General features: G+C 61.3%; 17 protein-coding genes and 1 pseudogene. 9 read left to right on the top strand and 9 right to left on the bottom strand.

Annotation, left to right across the window (positions count from 1 at the left end; translation table 11 throughout):
- Positions 1-57 precede the first annotated feature (57 nt).
- Together lptG and lptF are read right to left on the bottom strand one after the other, a co-directional pair.
- Complete coding sequence (lptG, locus tag HX811_RS14775; RefSeq protein WP_003210440.1) at positions 58-1137, bottom strand: LPS export ABC transporter permease LptG; 1080 nt, start codon at positions 1135-1137, stop codon at positions 58-60.
- Positions 1130-2248: an LPS export ABC transporter permease LptF gene (gene lptF, locus HX811_RS14770; protein WP_008438514.1), complete on the bottom strand. Its 1119-nt coding sequence runs from the start codon at positions 2246-2248 to the stop codon at positions 1130-1132. The genes lptG and lptF overlap by 8 nt, the downstream gene beginning before the upstream one ends.
- 282 nt (positions 2249-2530) lie before the next feature.
- Between lptF and HX811_RS14765 the strand changes: the two genes are divergently transcribed.
- The 5 genes from HX811_RS14765 to rlmF all read left to right on the top strand — a co-directional run bounded on the left by HX811_RS14765 (position 2531) and on the right by rlmF (position 9260).
- Complete coding sequence (locus HX811_RS14765) at positions 2531-4021, top strand: leucyl aminopeptidase (RefSeq protein ID WP_003210444.1); 1491 nt, start codon at positions 2531-2533, stop codon at positions 4019-4021.
- A gap of 51 nt (positions 4022-4072) precedes the next feature.
- The gene (locus tag HX811_RS14760; RefSeq protein ID WP_003210446.1) at positions 4073-4501 is read left to right on the top strand and encodes a DNA polymerase III subunit chi; all 429 of its coding nucleotides are present in this window, start codon (positions 4073-4075) and stop codon (positions 4499-4501) included.
- A 7-nt stretch (positions 4502-4508) separates the two neighbouring features.
- On the top strand, positions 4509-4913 hold the full coding sequence (locus HX811_RS14755; protein WP_177027932.1) for a DNA polymerase III subunit chi: 405 nt from the start codon (positions 4509-4511) through the stop codon (positions 4911-4913).
- Positions 4914-5142: 229 nt separating this feature from the next.
- Positions 5143-7989, top strand: a complete 2847-nt coding sequence (locus tag HX811_RS14750; RefSeq protein WP_177046377.1) for a valine--tRNA ligase — start codon at positions 5143-5145, stop codon at positions 7987-7989.
- A 248-nt stretch (positions 7990-8237) separates the two neighbouring features.
- Positions 8238-9260, top strand: a complete 1023-nt coding sequence (gene rlmF, locus HX811_RS14745) for a 23S rRNA (adenine(1618)-N(6))-methyltransferase RlmF (RefSeq protein WP_003212741.1) — start codon at positions 8238-8240, stop codon at positions 9258-9260.
- Positions 9261-9324: 64 nt separating this feature from the next.
- On the opposite strand, the gene HX811_RS14740 is transcribed toward rlmF, so the two are convergent.
- The gene (locus tag HX811_RS14740; RefSeq protein WP_003212743.1) at positions 9325-9606 is read right to left on the bottom strand and encodes an HU family DNA-binding protein; all 282 of its coding nucleotides are present in this window, start codon (positions 9604-9606) and stop codon (positions 9325-9327) included.
- A gap of 397 nt (positions 9607-10003) precedes the next feature.
- On the opposite strand from HX811_RS14740, the gene yejK reads away from it, so the two are divergent.
- Together yejK and HX811_RS14730 are read left to right on the top strand one after the other, a co-directional pair.
- Positions 10004-11008, top strand: coding sequence for a nucleoid-associated protein YejK (gene yejK / locus HX811_RS14735; protein ID WP_003212745.1), 1005 nt, complete (start codon positions 10004-10006; stop codon positions 11006-11008).
- Positions 11008-11358: a glutaredoxin family protein gene (locus HX811_RS14730; protein ID WP_003212747.1), complete on the top strand. Its 351-nt coding sequence runs from the start codon at positions 11008-11010 to the stop codon at positions 11356-11358. Before yejK ends, HX811_RS14730 begins: the two co-directional genes overlap by 1 nt.
- A 135-nt stretch (positions 11359-11493) precedes the next feature.
- Here the strand turns inward: HX811_RS14730 and HX811_RS14725 are convergent.
- The 6 genes and pseudogenes from HX811_RS14725 to HX811_RS14700 form a co-directional block, all read right to left on the bottom strand.
- Positions 11494-13734, bottom strand: a pseudogene (locus HX811_RS14725) (TonB-dependent receptor).
- A 273-nt stretch (positions 13735-14007) separates the two neighbouring features.
- Positions 14008-14997, bottom strand: coding sequence for a FecR family protein (locus HX811_RS14720; protein ID WP_177046375.1), 990 nt, complete (start codon positions 14995-14997; stop codon positions 14008-14010).
- Positions 14994-15554 (bottom strand): RNA polymerase sigma factor, encoded by a 561-nt coding sequence (locus HX811_RS14715; protein WP_003212753.1) that lies wholly within the window; start codon positions 15552-15554, stop codon positions 14994-14996. The genes HX811_RS14720 and HX811_RS14715 overlap by 4 nt, the downstream gene beginning before the upstream one ends.
- 11 nt (positions 15555-15565) lie before the next feature.
- Positions 15566-15892 (bottom strand): DUF3325 domain-containing protein, encoded by a 327-nt coding sequence (locus HX811_RS14710; protein WP_003212755.1) that lies wholly within the window; start codon positions 15890-15892, stop codon positions 15566-15568.
- A complete protein-coding gene (locus tag HX811_RS14705; RefSeq protein WP_177046373.1) occupies positions 15893-17467 on the bottom strand; it encodes a PepSY domain-containing protein in 1575 nt (524 codons plus the stop codon). It lies immediately after the preceding gene.
- Positions 17464-17766: a DUF3649 domain-containing protein gene (locus HX811_RS14700; protein WP_003212759.1), complete on the bottom strand. Its 303-nt coding sequence runs from the start codon at positions 17764-17766 to the stop codon at positions 17464-17466. Before HX811_RS14700 ends, HX811_RS14705 begins: the two co-directional genes overlap by 4 nt.
- 159 nt (positions 17767-17925) lie before the next feature.
- Between HX811_RS14700 and HX811_RS14695 the strand changes: the two genes are divergently transcribed.
- Both HX811_RS14695 and HX811_RS14690 read left to right on the top strand, forming a co-directional pair.
- Positions 17926-18414, top strand: a complete 489-nt coding sequence (locus HX811_RS14695) for a sigma-70 family RNA polymerase sigma factor (RefSeq protein WP_177046370.1) — start codon at positions 17926-17928, stop codon at positions 18412-18414.
- Complete coding sequence (locus HX811_RS14690; protein WP_177046368.1) at positions 18411-19352, top strand: FecR domain-containing protein; 942 nt, start codon at positions 18411-18413, stop codon at positions 19350-19352. Before HX811_RS14695 ends, HX811_RS14690 begins: the two co-directional genes overlap by 4 nt.
- Positions 19353-19426: the final 74 nt, after the last annotated feature.

The raw sequence follows: 19426 nt of genomic DNA, 5'->3' as shown, positions 1-19426 counted from the left end.
AAGAACAAAAATGCCCCGGTCGTTCGAACGGGGCATTTTTTGTTCATAAGCGCGGGCTCAACCGGCCCGACGCAACAGCCAGAAGCCGGCCACGGCGCAGATGGCGGTCGGCACCAGCACCGCAAACAGCGGCGAGAAACCGAATACCAGGCTGGACGGCCCCAGCAGGTCCTGGGCGATACGGAAGGTGAAACCCACCAGTACGCCGGTAAACACGCGCTGGCCGAGGGTCACGGAACGCAACGGGCCAAAGATGAACGAGATCGCCATCAGCACCAGCGCAGCCGTCACCACCGGCTGCAACACCTTGACCCAAAACGCCAGCCAGTAACGGCCGTTGTTCAAGCCCTGGTCCTTGAGGTAATGGATATACCCCCACAGGCCGGAGATAGGCAGGCTTTCCGGGATCATCACCACGGTATTCAGCAATTCGGGCTTGAGGGAAATATCCCACTGCTCCGTCGGCACATTGATCACTTCGGTGGTCGATGCCGCACCCTTGCCGATATCACGGAAATAGGTGGTGGTCACATCGCTCAGTTGCCACTTTTCGTCGGCGTACTGTGCACGTTTGGCGAAGCTCGACGACAGCAGGTGACGTTCCTTGTCGAAGTGGTAGCGGGTGACACCCACCAGCAAGCCACCCGGCTGCACGGCGTTGATGTGGATAAACTCCTCACCCTGGCGGTGCCACAGGCCATGCTTGGAGCTCTGGGCATCGCCCGAACCCTGGGCCAGGGCACGATTGGCCTGGGCCGTGGACTCGGCTGGAGGCGCCACGTATTCACCGATCAGCACGCTGACCACCATCAGCAACAGCATGGGCTTCATGACCGCCCACACGATGCGACCGATGGAAACACCCGCCGCGCGCATGATGGTCAGCTCGCTGTTGCTGGCCAGGCTGCCCAGGCCGATCAGGCAGCCGATCAGCGCAGCCATCGGCATCATGTCGTACAGGCGACGGGGCGCCGTCAGCGCCACGTAGCTCAGGACGTCGGTAACGGTGTAGGTATCGCTGACGTTGCCGACTTCATCAATGAAGGCGAACAACGAGGCCAGCCCCAGAATAATGCCCAATACCGCAAGGATTGCGACCAGGACGCTGCTACCAATGTAGCGGTCGAGCTTAACCACGGGCCATCTCCTTCACGCTGCGACGACTCCGCATCTTCAACCGCATCGGTTCCCAATAAAGCAGCCCCAGGCCAATGGCCAGGAAGACCCCGTGGACCCACCACAACCCGAGGGCCGGCGGCAGTTTGCCCTTCTCCAGGGAGCCGCGGGCGGAAATCAGGATGGTCAGGTACGCCATATAAAGCAGGATCGCCGGCAGCAGCTTGAGGAAGCGGCCCTGGCGCGGGTTGACCCGGGACAGCGGCACGGCCATCAAGGTCACGATAAACACCAGCAACGGCAGGGAAATTCGCCATTGCAGCTCGGCGATCGAACGCAGTTCCTTGCTGCCGATCAGGTCGGGGGTCGGGATCGCGTCGCGGTCGGTGACCTCATCGCTGACATCCGGCCGGGCCAGCATCACGCCATAGGTGTCGTACTTGATTGCGCGGTAATCGGCCTGACCGGGGCTGCCGTCATAGCGATAGCCATCTTCCAGGATCAGGTAACGGCTGCCATCCGGACGCACTTCCTGACGCCCCTTATCGGCCACCAGAATCGAAATACCACGGTCTTTCTGGTTCTGGCCGAGGTTTTTCTGGGAGATGAACACACCACCCAGGTTGGCACGGTCATCCGACATTTGCTCGGTATAGGTCACTCGGGTGCCGTCGTTGAGCGCTTGGAAGCGGCCCGGCTCCAGGGTGTCGAATTCGGTCATGGCGTCCTGTTTGTTCAGCACCAGCTGGAACTGCAGGGCGCCCTGGGGTGCCAGGCTCAAGCTCAGCCAGGCCACCACCAGCGCGATACCGGTGGCCGGAACCATGGTCATGGCCAGCAAACGTTGCTGGCTCATGCCGGTGGCCGACAACACGGTCATTTCGCTTTCAAGGTACAAGCGGCCGTAGGCCAGCAGAATCCCGAGAAACAGGCCCAATGGCAGGATCAACTGCAGGAAGCCCGGCAGGCGAAAGCCCATGATCAGGAACAGCGAACCCGGATCCAGGGCACCCGAGGCAGCCTGGGCGAGGTATTTGACGAAGCGACCACTCATGATGATGACCAGCAATACCGCACTCACGGCACTCAGGGTCAACAGGACTTCGCGGGATAGATAACGGAAGACGATCAAACCAGACACTCCAGGGTTGTCAGGCTAAGGCGGCCAAACAAGCAAGCATACCGAGTCGACCCATTGCTGCAGGCCGGCTAAAAAGATGGCGCATTATCCTGTGATTGACCGCACCTGTCACGGAGCTTGCTCATACGCGTGCACAAAGCTGCCCGCAAGGGTTGTCAGGCTCGGGCGGCGAGGTTCAAACTGCGGCCTTTGTCGCGGGCGGCCTACAGGCTGCCAAGCTTACAAGCCGGAGTACAGACTCCTGGCTCACTGACCTTTATAAGGGACCCGAAAATGGAACTGGTTGTAAAAAGCGTTAGCCCCGAAACGTTGAAAACCGCCACCCTCGTGGTCGCTGTCGGCGAAGGCCGCAAGCTGGGCGTTGCCGCCAAGCAACTGGACGAACTGAGCGGCGGCGCCATCAGCGCAGTCCTCAAGCGCGGCGACCTGGCCGGCAAGGTCGGCCAAAGCCTGCTGCTGCAAAGCCTGCCTAACCTTAAAGCCGACCGTGTATTGCTGGTGGGCGTTGGTAAAGACGCCGAACTGGGCGACCGTCCGTTCCGCAAGATCATCGCCGGCATCCTCAACACCCTCAAGGGCCTGGGCGGCACCGACGCGGCCCTGGCGCTGGACGAAGTCGTGGTCAAGGGCCGCGACAGCTACGGCAAGACCCGCCTGCTGGCCGAAAGCCTGCTGGACGGCGGCTACGTCTTCGACCAGTTCAAGAGCACCAAGGCCGAACCCCGCGCCCTGAAGAAAGTCACCCTGCTGACCATCAAGGCGGCCCAGGCTGAAGTCGAACGCGCCGTGACCCACGCCCAGGCCATCGCCGGCGGCATGGCGTTCACCCGTGACCTGGGCAACCTGCCACCGAACATCTGCCACCCAACCTACCTGGGCGAGCAAGCCAAGGCGCTGGGCAAGGAATTCAAGGGCCTGAAAGTCGAAGTCCTGGATGAGAAGAAGATCAAGGAACTGGGCATGGGCTCGTTCTATGCCGTGGGCCAGGGCAGCGACCAGCCGCCACGCCTGATCGTGATGCAATACAACGGCGGCAAGAAGTCCGAGAAGCCATTTGCCCTGGTCGGCAAAGGCATCACCTTCGACACCGGCGGCATCAGCCTCAAGCCGGGCCTGGGCATGGACGAGATGAAGTACGACATGGGCGGCGCCGCCAGCGTGTTCGGCACCCTGCGTGCCGTGCTGGAACTCAAGCTGCCGATCAACCTGGTGTGCATCCTGGCCTGCGCCGAGAACATGCCGAGCGGCGGCGCGACCCGTCCGGGCGACATCGTCACCACCCTCAGCGGCCAGACCGTGGAAATCCTCAACACTGACGCCGAAGGCCGCCTGGTGCTGTGCGACGCACTCACCTACGCCGAGCGCTTCAAGCCGCAAGCCGTGATCGACATCGCCACCCTGACCGGTGCCTGCGTGGTTGCCCTGGGCGCCCACACGTCGGGCCTGCTGGGCAACAGCGACGAACTGATCGGCCAACTGCTCAGCGCCGGCCAGGCTGCCGACGACCGCGCCTGGCAACTGCCGCTGTTCGATGAGTACCAGGAACAGCTGGACAGCCCGTTTGCCGACATCGCCAACATTGGTGGCCCGAAAGCCGGCACCATCACTGCGGCGTGCTTCCTGTCGCGCTTCGCCAAGAACTTCAACTGGGCCCACCTGGACATCGCCGGCACTGCCTGGACCAGCGGCGGCAAGGACAAGGGCGCCACTGGCCGTCCGGTTCCATTGCTGACCCAGTACCTGCTGGACCGCGCCAAAGCCTGAAAATGAAGATCCCCGGGCGCTTGTAAAGCCGCCCGGGGCTCAGGAACCGCAATGACCCAAGTCGACTTCTATATATTGCCCAGCGCCGATCCTTCCGCGCGCCTGGACTTTGCCTGCAAGCTCACCGAAAAAGCCTGGCGCATGGGCCACCGCATCTACCTGCACTGCAGCGACGCCGCCCAGCGTGATGACCTCGACGCCCGCCTGTGGCGCTTCAAGGGCGAAAGCTTCGTGCCCCACGGTGCCGCCGAATCAGAACCGGAAGGCCTGGTGGTACTGGGTTTGGGCGACAGCTGCGGCGATCACACAGACCTGCTGGTCAACCTTGACCTGAAAGTACCGGCCTTCGCCAAGGGGTTCGCCCGCGTGGCGGAAGTGGTGGTGGAAGACCCGGCTATTCGTCAGGCCGCGCGGGAGAGTTTCCGTTTCTACCGCGAACAGGGCTATTCTCTGCAAGATCACCGGCTACAACGACTTTGAGCACACGATGGACACTCCAAACCCGCTAAAAGACTCTGACCACCTGCTGGACGACCTTGAGTCGATCCGCAAGCTGCTCGGTGATGATGACCTGCAACCGCCATTGCTGACCGATGCGGTCAACGGTGACGTACAAATTCCCCTGCTGTTCGATATGGTGGGTGGCAAGCCGGTTACGCCGGAACCTGTCGAAACGCCCGCGGTACAAGCTGCGCCGGCTGCGGCTGTTGCCGTACCTGCCGCCGAAAAAGCCCCCGACGCCCTGCTGCTGCACCTGGACAACGAACTGCGCGCCGCCGCGCAACTGATCATGCAAGACGTGATCGACGATTTTGCCCCGCATATCGAAACCGAGATCAAGCGCCGGCTGGATGCGCGCATGGAGCGGTTGTTGAGCCAGTACCAGAACTAAGGCTGACACATATCCCCTGTGGGAGCGGGCTTGCTCGCGAAAGCGGTGGTTCAGTCAATACATTGGGTGACTGCTACACCGTCTTCGCGAGCAAGCCCGCTCCCACACAAGCCCGCTCCCACATTTGATCGGCGCCACCGTTGAGCCCGTCTTCAACTCGCCCTCTCCCCTATCCCCCGTTATACTTGTCGGCTTTCCTGAATTAATGCCAACTAGGGTCCCGCCGCGCATGGATAAGACCTACCAGCCGCACGCTATTGAAACTTCCTGGTACCAGACCTGGGAGTCCGAGAATTATTTCGCTCCGCAAGGCGCGGGCGATGCCTACACCATCATGATTCCGCCACCGAACGTCACTGGCAGCCTGCACATGGGCCATGGCTTCAACAATGCGATCATGGATGCCCTGATTCGTTTCCGCCGCATGCAGGGTCGCAACACCCTATGGCAACCAGGTACAGACCACGCCGGTATCGCCACCCAGATGCTGGTGGAGCGCCAACTGGAAGCCACCGGCCAGAACCGTCACGACCTGGGCCGCGAGAAATTCCTCGAGAAAATCTGGGAATGGAAGGATCAGTCCGGCGGCAATATCAGCCGTCAGATTCGTCGCCTGGGCTCGTCCGTCGACTGGAGCCGCGAGCGCTTCACCATGGACGACGGCCTGTCGGAAGCCGTGAAGGAAGCCTTCGTGCGCCTGCATGATGACGGCCTGATCTACCGCGGCAAGCGCCTGGTCAACTGGGACACCAAGCTGCACACGGCGATTTCCGACCTTGAAGTGGAAAACCACGACGAAAAAGGTTTCCTGTGGAACCTCAAGTACCCGCTGGCTGACGGCGCCAAGACCGCCGAAGGCAATGATTACCTGATCGTCGCCACCACCCGTCCGGAAACCATGCTTGGTGATGCCGCCGTCGCGGTTAACCCGAACGACGAACGCTACCAGGCGCTGATCGGCAAGTTCGTCGAGCTGCCGCTGGTTGGCCGTCGCATCCCGATTATCGCGGACGACTACTGCGACCCTGAATTCGGCACCGGCTGCGTGAAAATCACCCCGGCCCACGATTTCAACGACTACGAAGTCGGCAAGCGCCACAACCTGCCGCTGCTGAACATCTTCGACAAGAACGCCGCGGTTCTGCCGGCCTGCCAGGTGTTCAACCTCGACGGCACGCTGAACGAAAGCATCGACGGCAAGATCCCGGCTGAATACGCCGGCCTCGACCGTTTCGAAGCGCGCAAGCAGATCGTTGCCGCCTTCGACGCCGCCGGCCTGCTGGTGAGCGTTGACGACCACGGCCTGAAAGTGCCGAAGGGCGACCGCTCCGGCACCATCATCGAGCCCTGGCTGACCGACCAGTGGTACGTGTCCACCAAGCCTTTGGCTGAGCCGGCGATCGCTGCCGTGGAAGACGGCCGCATCGCGTTCGTGCCGAAACAGTACGAAAACATGTACTTCTCGTGGATGCGTGACATCCAGGATTGGTGCATCAGCCGCCAGCTGTGGTGGGGCCACCGGATTCCGGCCTGGTACGACGAGTCGGGCAAGGTCTACGTGGGCCGCGACGAAGCAGAAGTACGTGCCAAGCACAACCTTGGCGCGGACGTGGCGCTGCAACAGGACAACGACGTACTGGACACCTGGTTCAGCTCGGGCTTGTGGACCTTCTCCACCCTCGGCTGGCCGCAACAGACCGAATTCCTGAAGAAATTCCATTCCACCGACGTGCTGGTGACCGGCTTCGACATCATTTTCTTCTGGGTTGCCCGGATGATCATGCTCACCATGCACTTGGTGAAGAACGAAGACGGCACCCCGCAGGTACCGTTCAAGACCGTGTACGTGCACGGCCTGGTGCGTGATGGCCAGGGCCAGAAGATGTCCAAGTCCAAGGGCAACGTCCTGGACCCGCTGGACATCATCGACGGCATCGACCTGGAAACCCTGGTGCAGAAACGCACCTCGGGCCTGATGCAGCCGAAACTGGCGAAGAAGATCGAGAAGCAGACCCGCGACGAGTTCGCAGACGGCATCGCCAGCTACGGCACCGACGCCCTGCGCTTTACCTTCTGCTCGCTGGCGTCCACCGGTCGCGACATCAAGTTCGACATGGGCCGCGTCGAAGGCTATCGCAACTTCTGCAACAAGATCTGGAATGCCGCGCGCTACGTGCTGGATAAAGGCGAAGACTGCGGCCAGAACGGCGAGGCCATCGAGCTGTCCCTGGCAGACCGCTGGATCATCTCCCAGCTGCAGCGCACCGAAGCCGAAGTGACCCGTCAACTCGACCAGTTCCGCTTTGACCTGGCGGCGCAGGCCCTGTACGAGTTCATCTGGAACCAGTATTGCGACTGGTACCTGGAACTGTCCAAGCCCGTGCTGTGGGACGAGAACTCGCCGATCGAACGTCAGCGCGGCACCCGTCAAACCCTGGTGCGCGTACTGGAAGTGGCGTTGCGCCTGGCGCATCCGTTCATGCCCTTCATCACCGAAGAAATCTGGCAGCGCATCGCGCCGCTGGCCGGCAAAGACGGCAAGACCATCATGCTGCAACCTTGGCCGGTGGCCAACGAAGCCCGCATTGACGAGGCAGCCGAAAGCGATATCGAGTGGCTCAAGACCCTGATGATGGGTACGCGCAACATCCGCGCCGAGATGAACATCGGTCCGGGCAAGCCACTGGCCGTGTTCGTGAAGAATGCCAGCGCCGAAGATCAGCGTCGCCTCACCGAGAACGACGCGCTGCTCAAGAAGCTGGCGAAGCTGGAGTCGATCACCGTATTGGCCGCTGGCGAAGAAGCACCGCTGTCCGCCACCGCACTGGTGGGCGAGATGGAAGTGCTGGTGCCGATGGCCGGCCTGATCGACAAGGGTGCCGAACTGGCGCGCCTGGACAAGGAAATCCTGCGCCTGCAAGGCGAAGTGCAGCGGGTGGGCGGCAAGCTGTCCAACGCGGCGTTCGTCGACAAGGCTCCGGCTGAAGTCATCGAGAAAGAACGCGCCAAACTGGCTGAAGCTGAACAGGCTTTGGGCAAGCTGGCGGAGCAACACGCACGGATCTCCAGCCTGTAAGGGGCAGCCCGTGTGAAAAAAGAGACCTTCGGGTCTCTTTTTTTTGCTTGGAAAAACACCGCTATTTCTCTTTGGAAACCCGATCAATGTGGGAGCTGGCTTGCCTGCGATGGCATCGCCTCGGTCCGGCAGATACACCGAGTCGGCTGCATCGCAGGCAAGCCAGCTCCCACATTTGACCGAGTTCGACCAAGGAATGTGTGACAATACCCGCCACTTTTGAAACAAACGCAGAATCGACGCAGCCCATGACCGCCCCCAGCACACCCAAAGCACCGCGCAAGAAGCCTAAATCCAGTACGCCGGCCAAGCCCGTCGTTCCGCGCAAAGAGGCCACCTTGCACCCGCGTAACCGCCACCAGGGCCGTTACGACTTCCAGGCGCTGATCAAGACCACGCCCGAACTGGCGCAATTCGTGATCATCAACCCGTACGGCAAGGAAAGCATCGACTTCGCCAGCCCCGACGCGGTGCGGGTGTTCAACCGGGCGTTGCTCAAGGCGTTCTACGGCATCAATCACTGGGATATCCCGGCTGACTACCTGTGCCCACCGGTACCGGGGCGTGCCGACTACGTGCACTTCCTCGCCGACCTGCTGGCGAGCGTCAACGAAGGCGTGATCCCCCGTGGCGCGCCGGTGAAGGTGCTGGACATCGGCATGGGCGCCAACTGCGTCTACCCGTTGATTGGCTACAGCGAGTACCGCTGGAATTTCCTCGGCTCGGAAGTCGACCCGACCGCCGTGGCCGCCGCCAAGGCGATCGTGCAGTCCAACGGGCTGAACAAGGCCATCCAGCTGCGCCAGCAAACCAACCCCAAGCAGATCCTGCTGGGCTTGCTGGAGCCAGGCGAGCGGTTTGACCTGACCATGTGCAACCCGCCCTTCCACGCGTCCATGGATGAGGCGACCAAGGGCAGCGAGCGTAAATGGCGCGCACTGGGCAAGGCTGATCCGAAACGCAAGCTGCCGGTGCTGAACTTCGGTGGCCAGTCGGCGGAATTGTGGTGTGAAGGCGGTGAAGCGCGGTTTGTGACGCAGTTGATCGCTGAAAGCGCGCATTTCCAGCACAAGGTGCTGTGGTTCAGCACGCTGGTGTCGAAAGCGTCGAACTTGCCGGCGATCCAGACAGCGCTGAAAAAGGCCGGTGTGCTGGAAAGCCAGGTGGTGGAAATGTCCCAGGGCCAGAAGCAGAGCCGCTTCGTCGCCTGGACGTTCCAGACCCCGAGCGAGCAACAGGTGTGGCGCCAGCGTTGGGCCCGTAAAGACTGATAAATCGCAGGCAACAAAAAACCGTGCCCGGATCGCTCCGGAGCACGGTTTTTTTTGCTGCGTCTTACTTGTTAACAGCGTCGGTCAGGCCTTTGGCCACAACCAGCTTGATAACTTTCTTGGCAGCGATTTCGATGGCAGCGCCAGTCGAAGGGTTACGGCCAGTACGGGCAGGACGCTCGGTCACTTTCAGTTTGCCAACGCCTGGCAGAGTGATTTCGCCGCCGTTTTCCAGCTGATCAGCAACGATCTGGCTCAGTTGGTCCAGCAGAGCACGCACGGTGGTTTTCGGTGCGTCTACAGCTTCAGCCAGATCAGCGATCAGTTGGTCTTTAGTAATAGCCATTGTGGTGTTCCTTCCCTATCAAATTCATTTGGATTGCAGAGTGCAGTGTCAGCCATCGAGCCCTGCCATCAAGGCCTGGCACCCAAGGGCTATAACCACGAAGATCGGGGTTATAGATACCTGAAACCGGGTTTGGTTCGACCTGACAAATGCTGAATGCACGCTTAACGCCCAGACTGCGCGTAAGACGGGGCAAAACTAGCACAGAGACGGGGAAATATCCGCCTCAACATACCCATTTGGTCAGCTTTATCGCTCTAAACCGTGAAAAAAAGGCATATGGCCCGTCGGATGGCGCTCAAAACGCCCTCCGAACAGCGCCATCCCCAGCGGGTGCGGTACACTGGCGACTTTTTCCGGGAGCCCCACCCCTCCCCTTCAACCAGCCGAGAAGCCCATGCCGATCCGTCATTGCATCGTCCACCTGATCGACAAAAAACCCGACGGCACACCCGCAGTTCTCCACGCCCGCGACTCCGAGCTTGCCGAGTCGGCCGCGATCGAGAACATGCTCGCCGACCTCAACGAGAGCTACAACGCCAAACAAGGCAAGGCCTGGGGCTTTTTCCATGCCGAGTCCGGCGCGCACCCGTTCAGCGGCTGGTTGAAGGAGTATTTCGACGGCGGCAAGGATTTCACCGCCTTCAGCCGCATTGCGGTGGAACACCTGCAGAAGCTGATGGAAGAGTCCAACCTCTCCACCGGCGGCCACGTGCTGTTTGCCCACTATCAACAGGGCATGACCGATTACCTGGCGATCGCCCTGCTGCACCACAGTGAAGGCGTGGCCGTGACCGACCAACTGGACGTGACGCCGTCGCGCCACCTCGACCTTGGCCAACTGCACCTCGCCGCGCGCATCAACGTGTCCGAGTGGCAGAACAACAAGCAATCCAAGCAGTACATCTCGTTTATCAAGGGCAAGAACGGCAAGAAGGTCTCGGAGTACTTCCGCGACTTTATCGGCTGCCAGGAAGGCGTCGACGGCCCAGGCGAGACCCGCACCCTGCTCAAGGCCTTCAGCGATTTCGTCGAGAGCGAAGACCTGCCGGACGAATCCGCCCGCGAGAAAACCAAGACCCTGGTGGACTACGCCAGCAGCCAGGCCAAGCTCGGCGAGCCGATGGGCCTGGAAGAGCTGTCCGGGTTAATCGATGAAGATCGGCCAAAAGCCTTCTACGATCACATCCGCAACAAGGACTACGGCCTGTCGCCGGAAATCCCGGCGGATAAACGCACCCTCAACCAGTTCCGCCGTTTCACCGGGCGTGCCGAAGGCTTGTCCATCAGCTTTGAAGCGCACCTGCTGGGCGACAAGATCGAATACGACGAAGCCGCCGGCACCTTGATCATCAAGGGCCTGCCGACCCAGTTGACCGACCAGCTCAAGCGTCGCAACTGATGCTGGGCGGGGTTCTGAAGAAAGTCCTGCTGGTGTTGCTGGTGGTGGTGGTTTTCCAGAACTGGGGCAAGATCGAGCGGCTGTTCAACCCCTCCCAGGTGGTGCCGGAGCAGACACGCGCGGCAGCGCGCGTGGTGCTGTATTCCACCGAGTGGTGCGGCTACTGCAAACAGATCCGGCGCTTTCTGGATTCCAAGGGGATTCCCTACCAGGCGTTCGATATCGAGAAGGACGCCCAGGCGCGCAAGGCGTACGAGGCGTTGGGGGGCGGCGGGATTCCGTTTGTGGACGTGAACGGCACGCTGATTCGCGACTACAACCCGGAAGCGATCATGGCGGCCCTGAAGTAACTCACTCTGTAAAATACCGCAGATCAAATGTGGGAGCGGGCTTGCTCGCGAATGCGCTGGTTCAGTCAATACATCTGGCGACTGATCCACCGCTTTCGCGAGCAAGCCCGCTCCCAAATTGGGTTTGCGTACGCGTTAGAAATTGGCCTCCAGGGAAACCATCGCCGTACGCTCTTCACCCACGTTGTAATACGCCGAGCTGGCCGCCAGGCCATTCACCGGCGCCGAGTTGAACGACACGGTACGCGCCGAGCTCAAGTATTCCTTATCAAACACATTGAGCATCGAGAAGCGCAGCGCGGCCGACTTGAAGACCTTCTTGTCCACCGGCAGGTAGATACCAGCGTTGAGATCAAACACGGTGCGCCCGGAGATTTTCTCGTTGTTGGTCAAATCACCGTAGAACGCCCCGACATACTTGCCGGCAATGTTGCCGTAGTAGCGCTTGTCGTCGTAACCAAACACCAGGTTGAGCATGTTTTCCGGCACGTTGGCCAACTGGTTGCCCTTGGTCGGCAACAACACGTTCTTGCTGACAAAGTCGTCCTGCTGCTCGGACTTGGTATAGGTGTACGACGCGTAGTAGTTGAAGTTGTACGGCAGCAGGCCGCTCCACTCCAACTCCAGGCCTTTGTTGGTCACGTCACCGACGTTGGCCATCACGTAGTCACCGTTCAAGTCGGTGGTCGACAGCTGACGGTCCTTGAAGGTGATGTAGAACAGGGTCGCGCTCAAGGCCATTTTCTCTTCGGTGTAGCGCCAGCCCAGCTCCTGGTTCCAGCTCAGCTCGGGGTTGAGGTTGAGCGAGTCACCCTTGTTGTACAGCACGTAGTTCTGCGGTGTGCGCATGTTGCGAGTGACGTTGTAGAACGCCTGGTTGCTCTCGTCGACCTGGTACTTGGCGCTGAAGTTCGGCAGGAACTGATGGTAGCGGGCGTTACGTTTTTCCGGCTTGTCGTACAGGCTACCGAGGTTGTCGCCGTCACGCTCGACGTACTGGTACGCCAGGCCGCCGACAAAGCTCAGGTCTGGCGTGGCTTGCCAGCTGTCCTGCACCCACAGCTTCTGGGCCGGGGTCACGGTGTATTGATGGCGCCCCTGGACAGTCTTGCCGTTCTTGTCGACCACCTGGCCGCCGCTGTTGTAATCGCCCCAGACGTCGTCCGGTGCACCTTCGCTGTTGATCCCGATATACGGCTGGGTCTGGCGCTGGCGAGCGCGCTCGTACCAGTAGCCGTAATCCAGGCTGTGCTCCTCGTTGATGTCCCATTTCATTTTGACCGTCACGCCAGGGCGCCAGGTTTCGGTCCACGAGGGGCGATAGTAGTTGGCCGACTTGAGGTTGCTCAGGTCGTAGTTGCCACTCTTGTCGGACTTCGGCCCCAGGTTGGTCGCGGTCTGGCCGCTGAAACTGCCGCCGTTGCCCCAGTAGTAGTAAGGCGCAACCGTCAGGGCCAGGTCATCACGCAGGCGCCAGCGCTGGGTGAAGGTGGTCATGACACTTTCAAATGGGTTGCGGTTGAGCTTGTAGGAAGACGACAGCAATCCGTTCTTGTAGACCGGCGTTTCCGCGTAATCCAGGCGGCGGCCCTGTTGCTGGAACTGGCTCTTGCTCAGCGTGTTGTAGTTATAGTTTTCCTGGGTGTTGTACTTCATGGTGAAGTTGCTGGTGTTGCCGTTGTCGTCTTCGAACAGCGTGCTCCACTCCACCTTGTCGCCCCGCAAGGTGCCCTTGCCGCGCCACTTGTCGCCCTCGGTGTGAGAGGCCGACACCCAGGTCTTGAAGCCGCCGAGGTCGCCGGTGTTGATGCGGGCGAAGGACTTTGTCAGGTTGTTCGAACCCATGGATTGCTTGACGAACAGCCCCGGCTCCTTGGTCGGCCGAATGGTGACCATGCCGATGTTGCCGCCGCTGGAACCAATGTGCGGGCCGTCCGCTTCCGAGGAGCCCTGGGTGACAAATACTTCGCCGACGTTTTCCGGGTCGCCCAATTGGTTGGCGTAAACACCGTAGCTGCCGGAGTCGTTGATCGGCACGCCGTCCATGGAAACCCCGACCTGGTCGGAGTTCATGCCGCGCATGGTGAAGCTGGTGCCGCTCATGCCGCTGGCGTCGTCGTTGGAAACGTTGATGCCCGGGGTGTACTTGAGCTTGTCGATGGCGTTGGCCGTCGGGGACATTTCGTCCATGGCTTCCTTGGTCACCGTGGACCGGGCCTTGGCACTTTCTTCCTAAATCATGTGGCCGGTGCCCAGGGTACGTTCGCCGGCGACGTGCACCGAACCGACATCCTGGGAATCGTCTGCCAGAACCAGCGGCGCAAAGCCGCCCAGGCCCGATGCTAAAAGCAGGGCATAGAGTTTGTTGTAGGTCACGAGTAGATCCCTTACATGCATCTATCTGTTGTTATGGGGGAGGTATTGGCGATCTCGGCTGGGTGAACAGCGCCGCCAATCTTCCTGACCACCTGCTCAGGAATCCGAGGATCATCCGTGCATCACGTAACGATTTGGTTACAGGTTTTGGCGATTGCGATGAAGGTTAAATGAAAGGTCCACACACACGGATGTGCCAAGGCATGGGGATTTTCAAGAGAGACAGGTGCAAGTAATGACAGCGCCACGCCATTGCAGCGTAGCGCTCTGTATCTAGCGCAATACGATCATCCGACCGAGCAGCAAGTGTTGTTCAAACCCCAAGACCGCCTGCAACGCATTGAGCACCGCCTGGGGGTCCTTGCTCGGGAAACTGCCGCTGACACGCCGGGCGCCGAGGTCTTCGTTGAGCAGCAGAATACGCCCGGGGTAGTAGCGACCGAGGTCTTGCACCACATCGGCCAGTGGTGCCTTGTAGTAATTGAGCCAACCGTCACGCCAGGCCAGGCGCGACTCGCTGTCGACCGCGTGCAGCTCATCGGCGACACCATCGGCGTAGGCCACTTGTTGGCCGGCCGTCAGAATCTGTTGCTGAGCATACTTCGACGGCGTTACCCCAACCCGACCGGACAACACCGTCACCTGCGCACCTGCCGGTTGCAGGCGCACCTCAAACTGCGTGCCGAGCACCCGTGCTTCGCCGCTGCCGGCCTCGACCACAAAGGATTCGCCAGTGTGGGTCACACTGAAAAAACCGGCGCCACGGCGTAGCTGGATATGGCGCTCGCCATGCTTGAAATCCACTGCGATCGCACTGTCGGCGTCCAGGGTGACCTGGCTTTGATCGGCCAGGGTCACGGTCTTCACCTCACCCGGCGCGGTGACGTAATCCGCGCCGAAGTCATCGACCCAGCGTGACGGCTGCCAGCCGGCGCCCATCGAGATCATCACCAGCAGGCAGGCGGCCATGGCCAGGGCGCCAGACCAGCGCCGCACGCTGGAGCGTTTCGAGGTATTCATCGCGTTCAAGTAACCCTGCAGCGCCAGGGCATCCTCATCCGCCAACGTTCTGGCCGGTACTTCACTCAATTCCCACAGCACCTGGGCCTGGGCATAGGCTTCCACATGCGCAGGATCGGCCCGCAGCCAACGGCTGAACGTGGCCTGGTCGCCACTGCTGGGCTGGTCATGCAACAGGCTCAACCAGGCCAGTGCGGCCTGTTCCTGGTCGGGCGTCGGGGTGACGCTGGCGGTGGGGTTCACGGGGCTTTCCTTGGCGATGGTTCACGAAGGCTGGCCTTGCAGGCTTCGAGGGCACGCATCATATGTTTTTCCACGGCGCTTTGGGACAGGCCCATGGCCTTGGCGATTTCCGCGTACTTGCGGCCATGGATGCGGTTGAGCAGGAAAATCTGCCGGGTACGTTCCGGCAGGCTGCGCAAGGCTGCTTCAACGTGACGCAGATCATTGCCCGCCTCCAGCGCGGCCTGGGGTTCGCAGCCCTGGTTATCCTGTTGTTCCGGCAGCCAGCCTTCGCTGCTGCGCACCCGGGCGCCTTCGCTGCGCAGGTGGTCGATGGCGATATTGCCGGCGCAGCGCAGCAGGTAGGTGCTGAGTTCCTCGACCTGCACCAGCGGCCGGCGCCAGAAGCGCAGGAACAAATCCTGCACCAGGTCCGCCGCCGTCGCACGGCAGCCCACGCGGCGGCTGACCAGCGCTTCCATCTGCGAGCGCTGGGACAGGAACACCTGCAGGAAATGCGCCCGTCCGCCCGCCGCGTCTGCGTGCTGCTCTGGGTGTTCGGGAGGCGTGGTGATCATCAACGGTGGACTCAAAGGGTCGCGAAGGCCGCAACCGGACTGGCCAGCAGGCCGAGGCCCGCCAGGATCAAGGCCAGCCTTGGCCGATACGGCAACAGCAACACCAGCAACAACCCGCTGAGCATCAAGACCGCGCACCACTCCACCAACCCCTGGCTCCACCCGGTCGCGAGCACCGCCGGCCAGATCGAGACAATCAACAGCAGCCAGCCGCCCACGCGCAAACCCAGGCGCCGACGAGGCGAAGGTTTACTGTGCAGCAGTTCGCCATGGTGCCGGTCCATGGACAGGCACAACGCGGTAAACCCTGCGTAACACAGCAATAGCGCCAGGAGCATTCAGTTCACCTCGCCCTTGAGGGTCAATGGCCGGGCACGTTCGGCCTTGGGCTGAGGGACGCGGCGGTGCTGCATTTTCCAGGCAGCCCAGGCGAGGAACACACCGCTGCCCAGGCACGTCAGGTCGAAGCCGGCCATGGCCCAGTCGCCGTTGGCCAGGGTCACACCCAAATGCTGGGTCGTGGTCAGCGCGTTGAGCACCGGCACGCCGATAAACAGCAGCGCGCCCACACTCAATTGCTCAACCCAGCCGCGGCGCCCCTGGCGAACAATCGCGTGCACGACGCTCAAGCCCCAGGCAATAAAGAAGGCTTGTACTTCCCAGTCCGAGCGCCCGGCAAAGCTGGCCGGCAACAGGCGGTTGGCCCAGAAGAATGCAGCGATGGCGATCATCAAGCCGGACATGCTGGCGATGTTCAGCACTTCCACCAGCCGCAGCTCAAAGGGCAGCACACCGGTTTTGGTGTGCTTGAGCTGACGCTTGCCCAGCCACATCACCAGCCCGGTGCCGATCATTGCCGTGCCCGCGAGGCCGCAGATGAAATACAGCCAGCGCAATACCGGGCCGGCGAAATGGCCCATGTGCAAACCGTAGAAGCTGCCACCAATCGCCGCCGGCAGCGACTGCTCGCCGCTCACCCGCAACAGTTCGCCGGTAGTGCCGTTGAATGACACGGTGCTGCCAAAGTCATGCACCACTCGATCCGACCCGGCGCGGAACACATTGACCGAGGCGTTCACATCGCTTGGATTATTCACCACCAGCCGTCCGACATGCCCACCGGCCCATTGCCCGCGCGCCTGCTCGTACATCGGGCCCAGTGGCAGCAATTGCCCCGGCTGGCCGAGGGCCGGCGCATTGTCGGTGGCCGGAAACACATCGTTGAAGAACGCACGGGTGTCGTTGCCGTAGGAAGCGAGGATGCTCGCCGGCATCACCATGCTCATGAAAATCACCAGGCTGCTGTAGGTGATCATCAAGTGGAACGGCAACACCAGCACGCCCACGGCGTTGTGCCCGTCGAGCCAGGAACGCTGGCCCTTGCGCGGGCGGAAGGTGAAGAAGTCCTTGAAGATTTTCTTGTGGGTGATGATCCCGGTGATCAACGCCACGAACATCACCATCGCGGCGATGGTCGACAGCCAGCGCCCCCACGGATAGGGCATTTGCAGCTGGAAGTGGAAACGATAGAAGAATTCGCCGCCCATGCTTTCCCGGGCCTGGACCTGCTGGCCGCTGACGGGATCGAGGAGTTTTTCGACGAAATTGCCGCGTTTGCCCGGGTCGACCTTGTCTTGCCACATCACCGACAGGCCCGGCTCACGGCTGCTCGGCAAGGTGATAAACCAGCGCGCGGCATTGGGCGCCTGGTGTTGCAGATAGGTTTGGGCGGCGGCCAGGCTACGGGCGTCATCGACGGGATGCGCCTGCACTTCGGGCTGCATCCAGTGGGTAATTTCGTCCTTGAAATACGACAGGGTGCCCGTCAGGAAAATCGCAAACAGCAGCCAGCCAAAGATCAACCCGGCCCAGGTGTGCAACCAGGCCATGGCCTGGCGGAAGCCCTCTTTCATGTGCGCGCCATCCAGTACGCCAACCCGGCGAACGTGGCCATTATCGCGCTGGGCAGCAACACGCCAAACCAGGCGCGCCAGGCCGTGCGGCAGGCGAAGCACCAGATGACCGCCAACAGGTAGAACACAAACGAACTCAGCATGCCGCTGATCACCGCATCGGCGCGGCTGGTGGGCAGCCACAGCGTCATGCACACGCTGGCCAGCGAGGCCAGCAGGTAACCGCCGACCACAGCCGCCAGCACCCGCGAAGTCACGGCAAGACGGTAGGAAACGGGAAGTGAAGTTTTGCGTTTCATGCACAAGGCGCCAGGTTCGTCAGTGCGCAATATTAATGATAAAGGTTCTCATAAGCAAAAGAGAACGCATCACTGGCAATTGCCGAACCCGTCTGCGCGCCCTACAATGCGAACAATTCTTGTTCTCTAAAGCATGCCCATGCTGCCGGAGTGTGCGCGTTGCAGCCGTCCAACACCGTCGAAGTCCTGTACCACGACCATCACCACTGGCTTACCGGCTGGTTGCGACGCAAGCTCGGCTGCCCGGAAAGCGCCGCCGACCTGGCCCAGGACACCTTCATCCGCGTGCTCACCGCACGGGAAACACCGACGCTGATCGAACCTCGCGCCTTCCTCACCACCATCGCCAAGCGTGTGCTGTGCAACCATTACCGCCGCCAGGACCTGGAGCGCGCCTACCTCGACGCCCTGGCGCAAATGCCCGAACACGTGGCGCCGTCGGAGGAAGAGCGGGCAATCATCCTGCAAACCCTGATGGAGCTGGACCAGTTGCTGGACGGCTTGGCGCCCCTGGTTAAACGCGCGTTCCTGCTGGCCCAGCTCGACGGCCTGACCTACGCGCAAATCGGCGCGGAACTGGGCATCTCCATCGCCACGGTCAAGCGTCACCTGCATAAAGCGGCGATGCGCTGCTACTTCGCCCTATGAGTTTCTCAACGCAAGTCGCCGAACAAGCGGTGCACTGGCTGATGGAAATGCAGCAGGGCCCGCTCAACCCACGTAAACAGGCGGCCTGGCAACAGTGGCTGGACGCCCACGGCGAACATCAGCGGGCCTGGGAGCACATCCAGCGAGTGAACCAGCGCTTGCGCGGGATGCCATCACCCCTGGCCCATGCCGCCTTGAATGCGCCGAAATCCAGCAGTCGCCGCCAGGCCCTGAAATTGTTGCTGATACTCGGCGCCGGGTCGGCAGCGGCCTGGGGTTTGCGCCAGCAACATATCCTGCCGCCGTTGAGTGCCGACTACCGCAGCCCCATCGGCCAACGGCGCAAGTTCCAGCTGGCGGATGGCAGCCAATTGCAGCTCAACACCGGCAGTGCGGTGGATGTGCATTTTGATGGCCAGCAACGCTTGATCCGCCTGCTCGAAGGCGAAATCCTGCTGACCGCCAAACCCGGCAACGCCCCGCTGCGGATCATCACTTCCCAGGGCCTGCTCAGCGCCCAGGCCGCGCGGCTGAACGTGCGGCAATTCAACGATCACACACAACTGGCGGTGTTTGATGGGCACGTTGACGTGATGCCCAACACCTATAGCGGTTTGCCGCTGACCGTCGAAAAAGCCCATCAAGTCAATTTCACCCGCAAAGGCTGGGACACCGCCCGCCCCACCGACGCCGGCAGCGGCGCCTGGGCCGACGGCATGCTGGTGGCGGCCCACATGCGCCTGGAAGATTTCCTCGCCGAATTGAGCCGTTATCGCCGTGGCCAGCTCAATTGCGACCCGCAGGTGGCCAACCTGCTGATTTCCGGCAGCTACCCGCTGGACGACAGCGAACGAATCCTGGACCTGCTGCAAGTCAGCCTGCCGGTCAGGGTCCGGCGGTTTACCCGCTACTGGGTCACTGTCGAAGCCCGTGCCTGAAATATTTTCAAAACCCGTGAGCCGTTTTCCGCACCTCGCGTGACAGAGAAGGAAAGCCACCTTGATCCTTCCTT

This window comes from Pseudomonas sp. F8002 (assembly GCF_013385495.1).
In the GTDB taxonomy this organism is placed as follows: Bacteria; Pseudomonadota; Gammaproteobacteria; order Pseudomonadales; family Pseudomonadaceae; genus Aquipseudomonas.
This window is presented reverse-complemented; position numbering and strand designations above follow the sequence as displayed.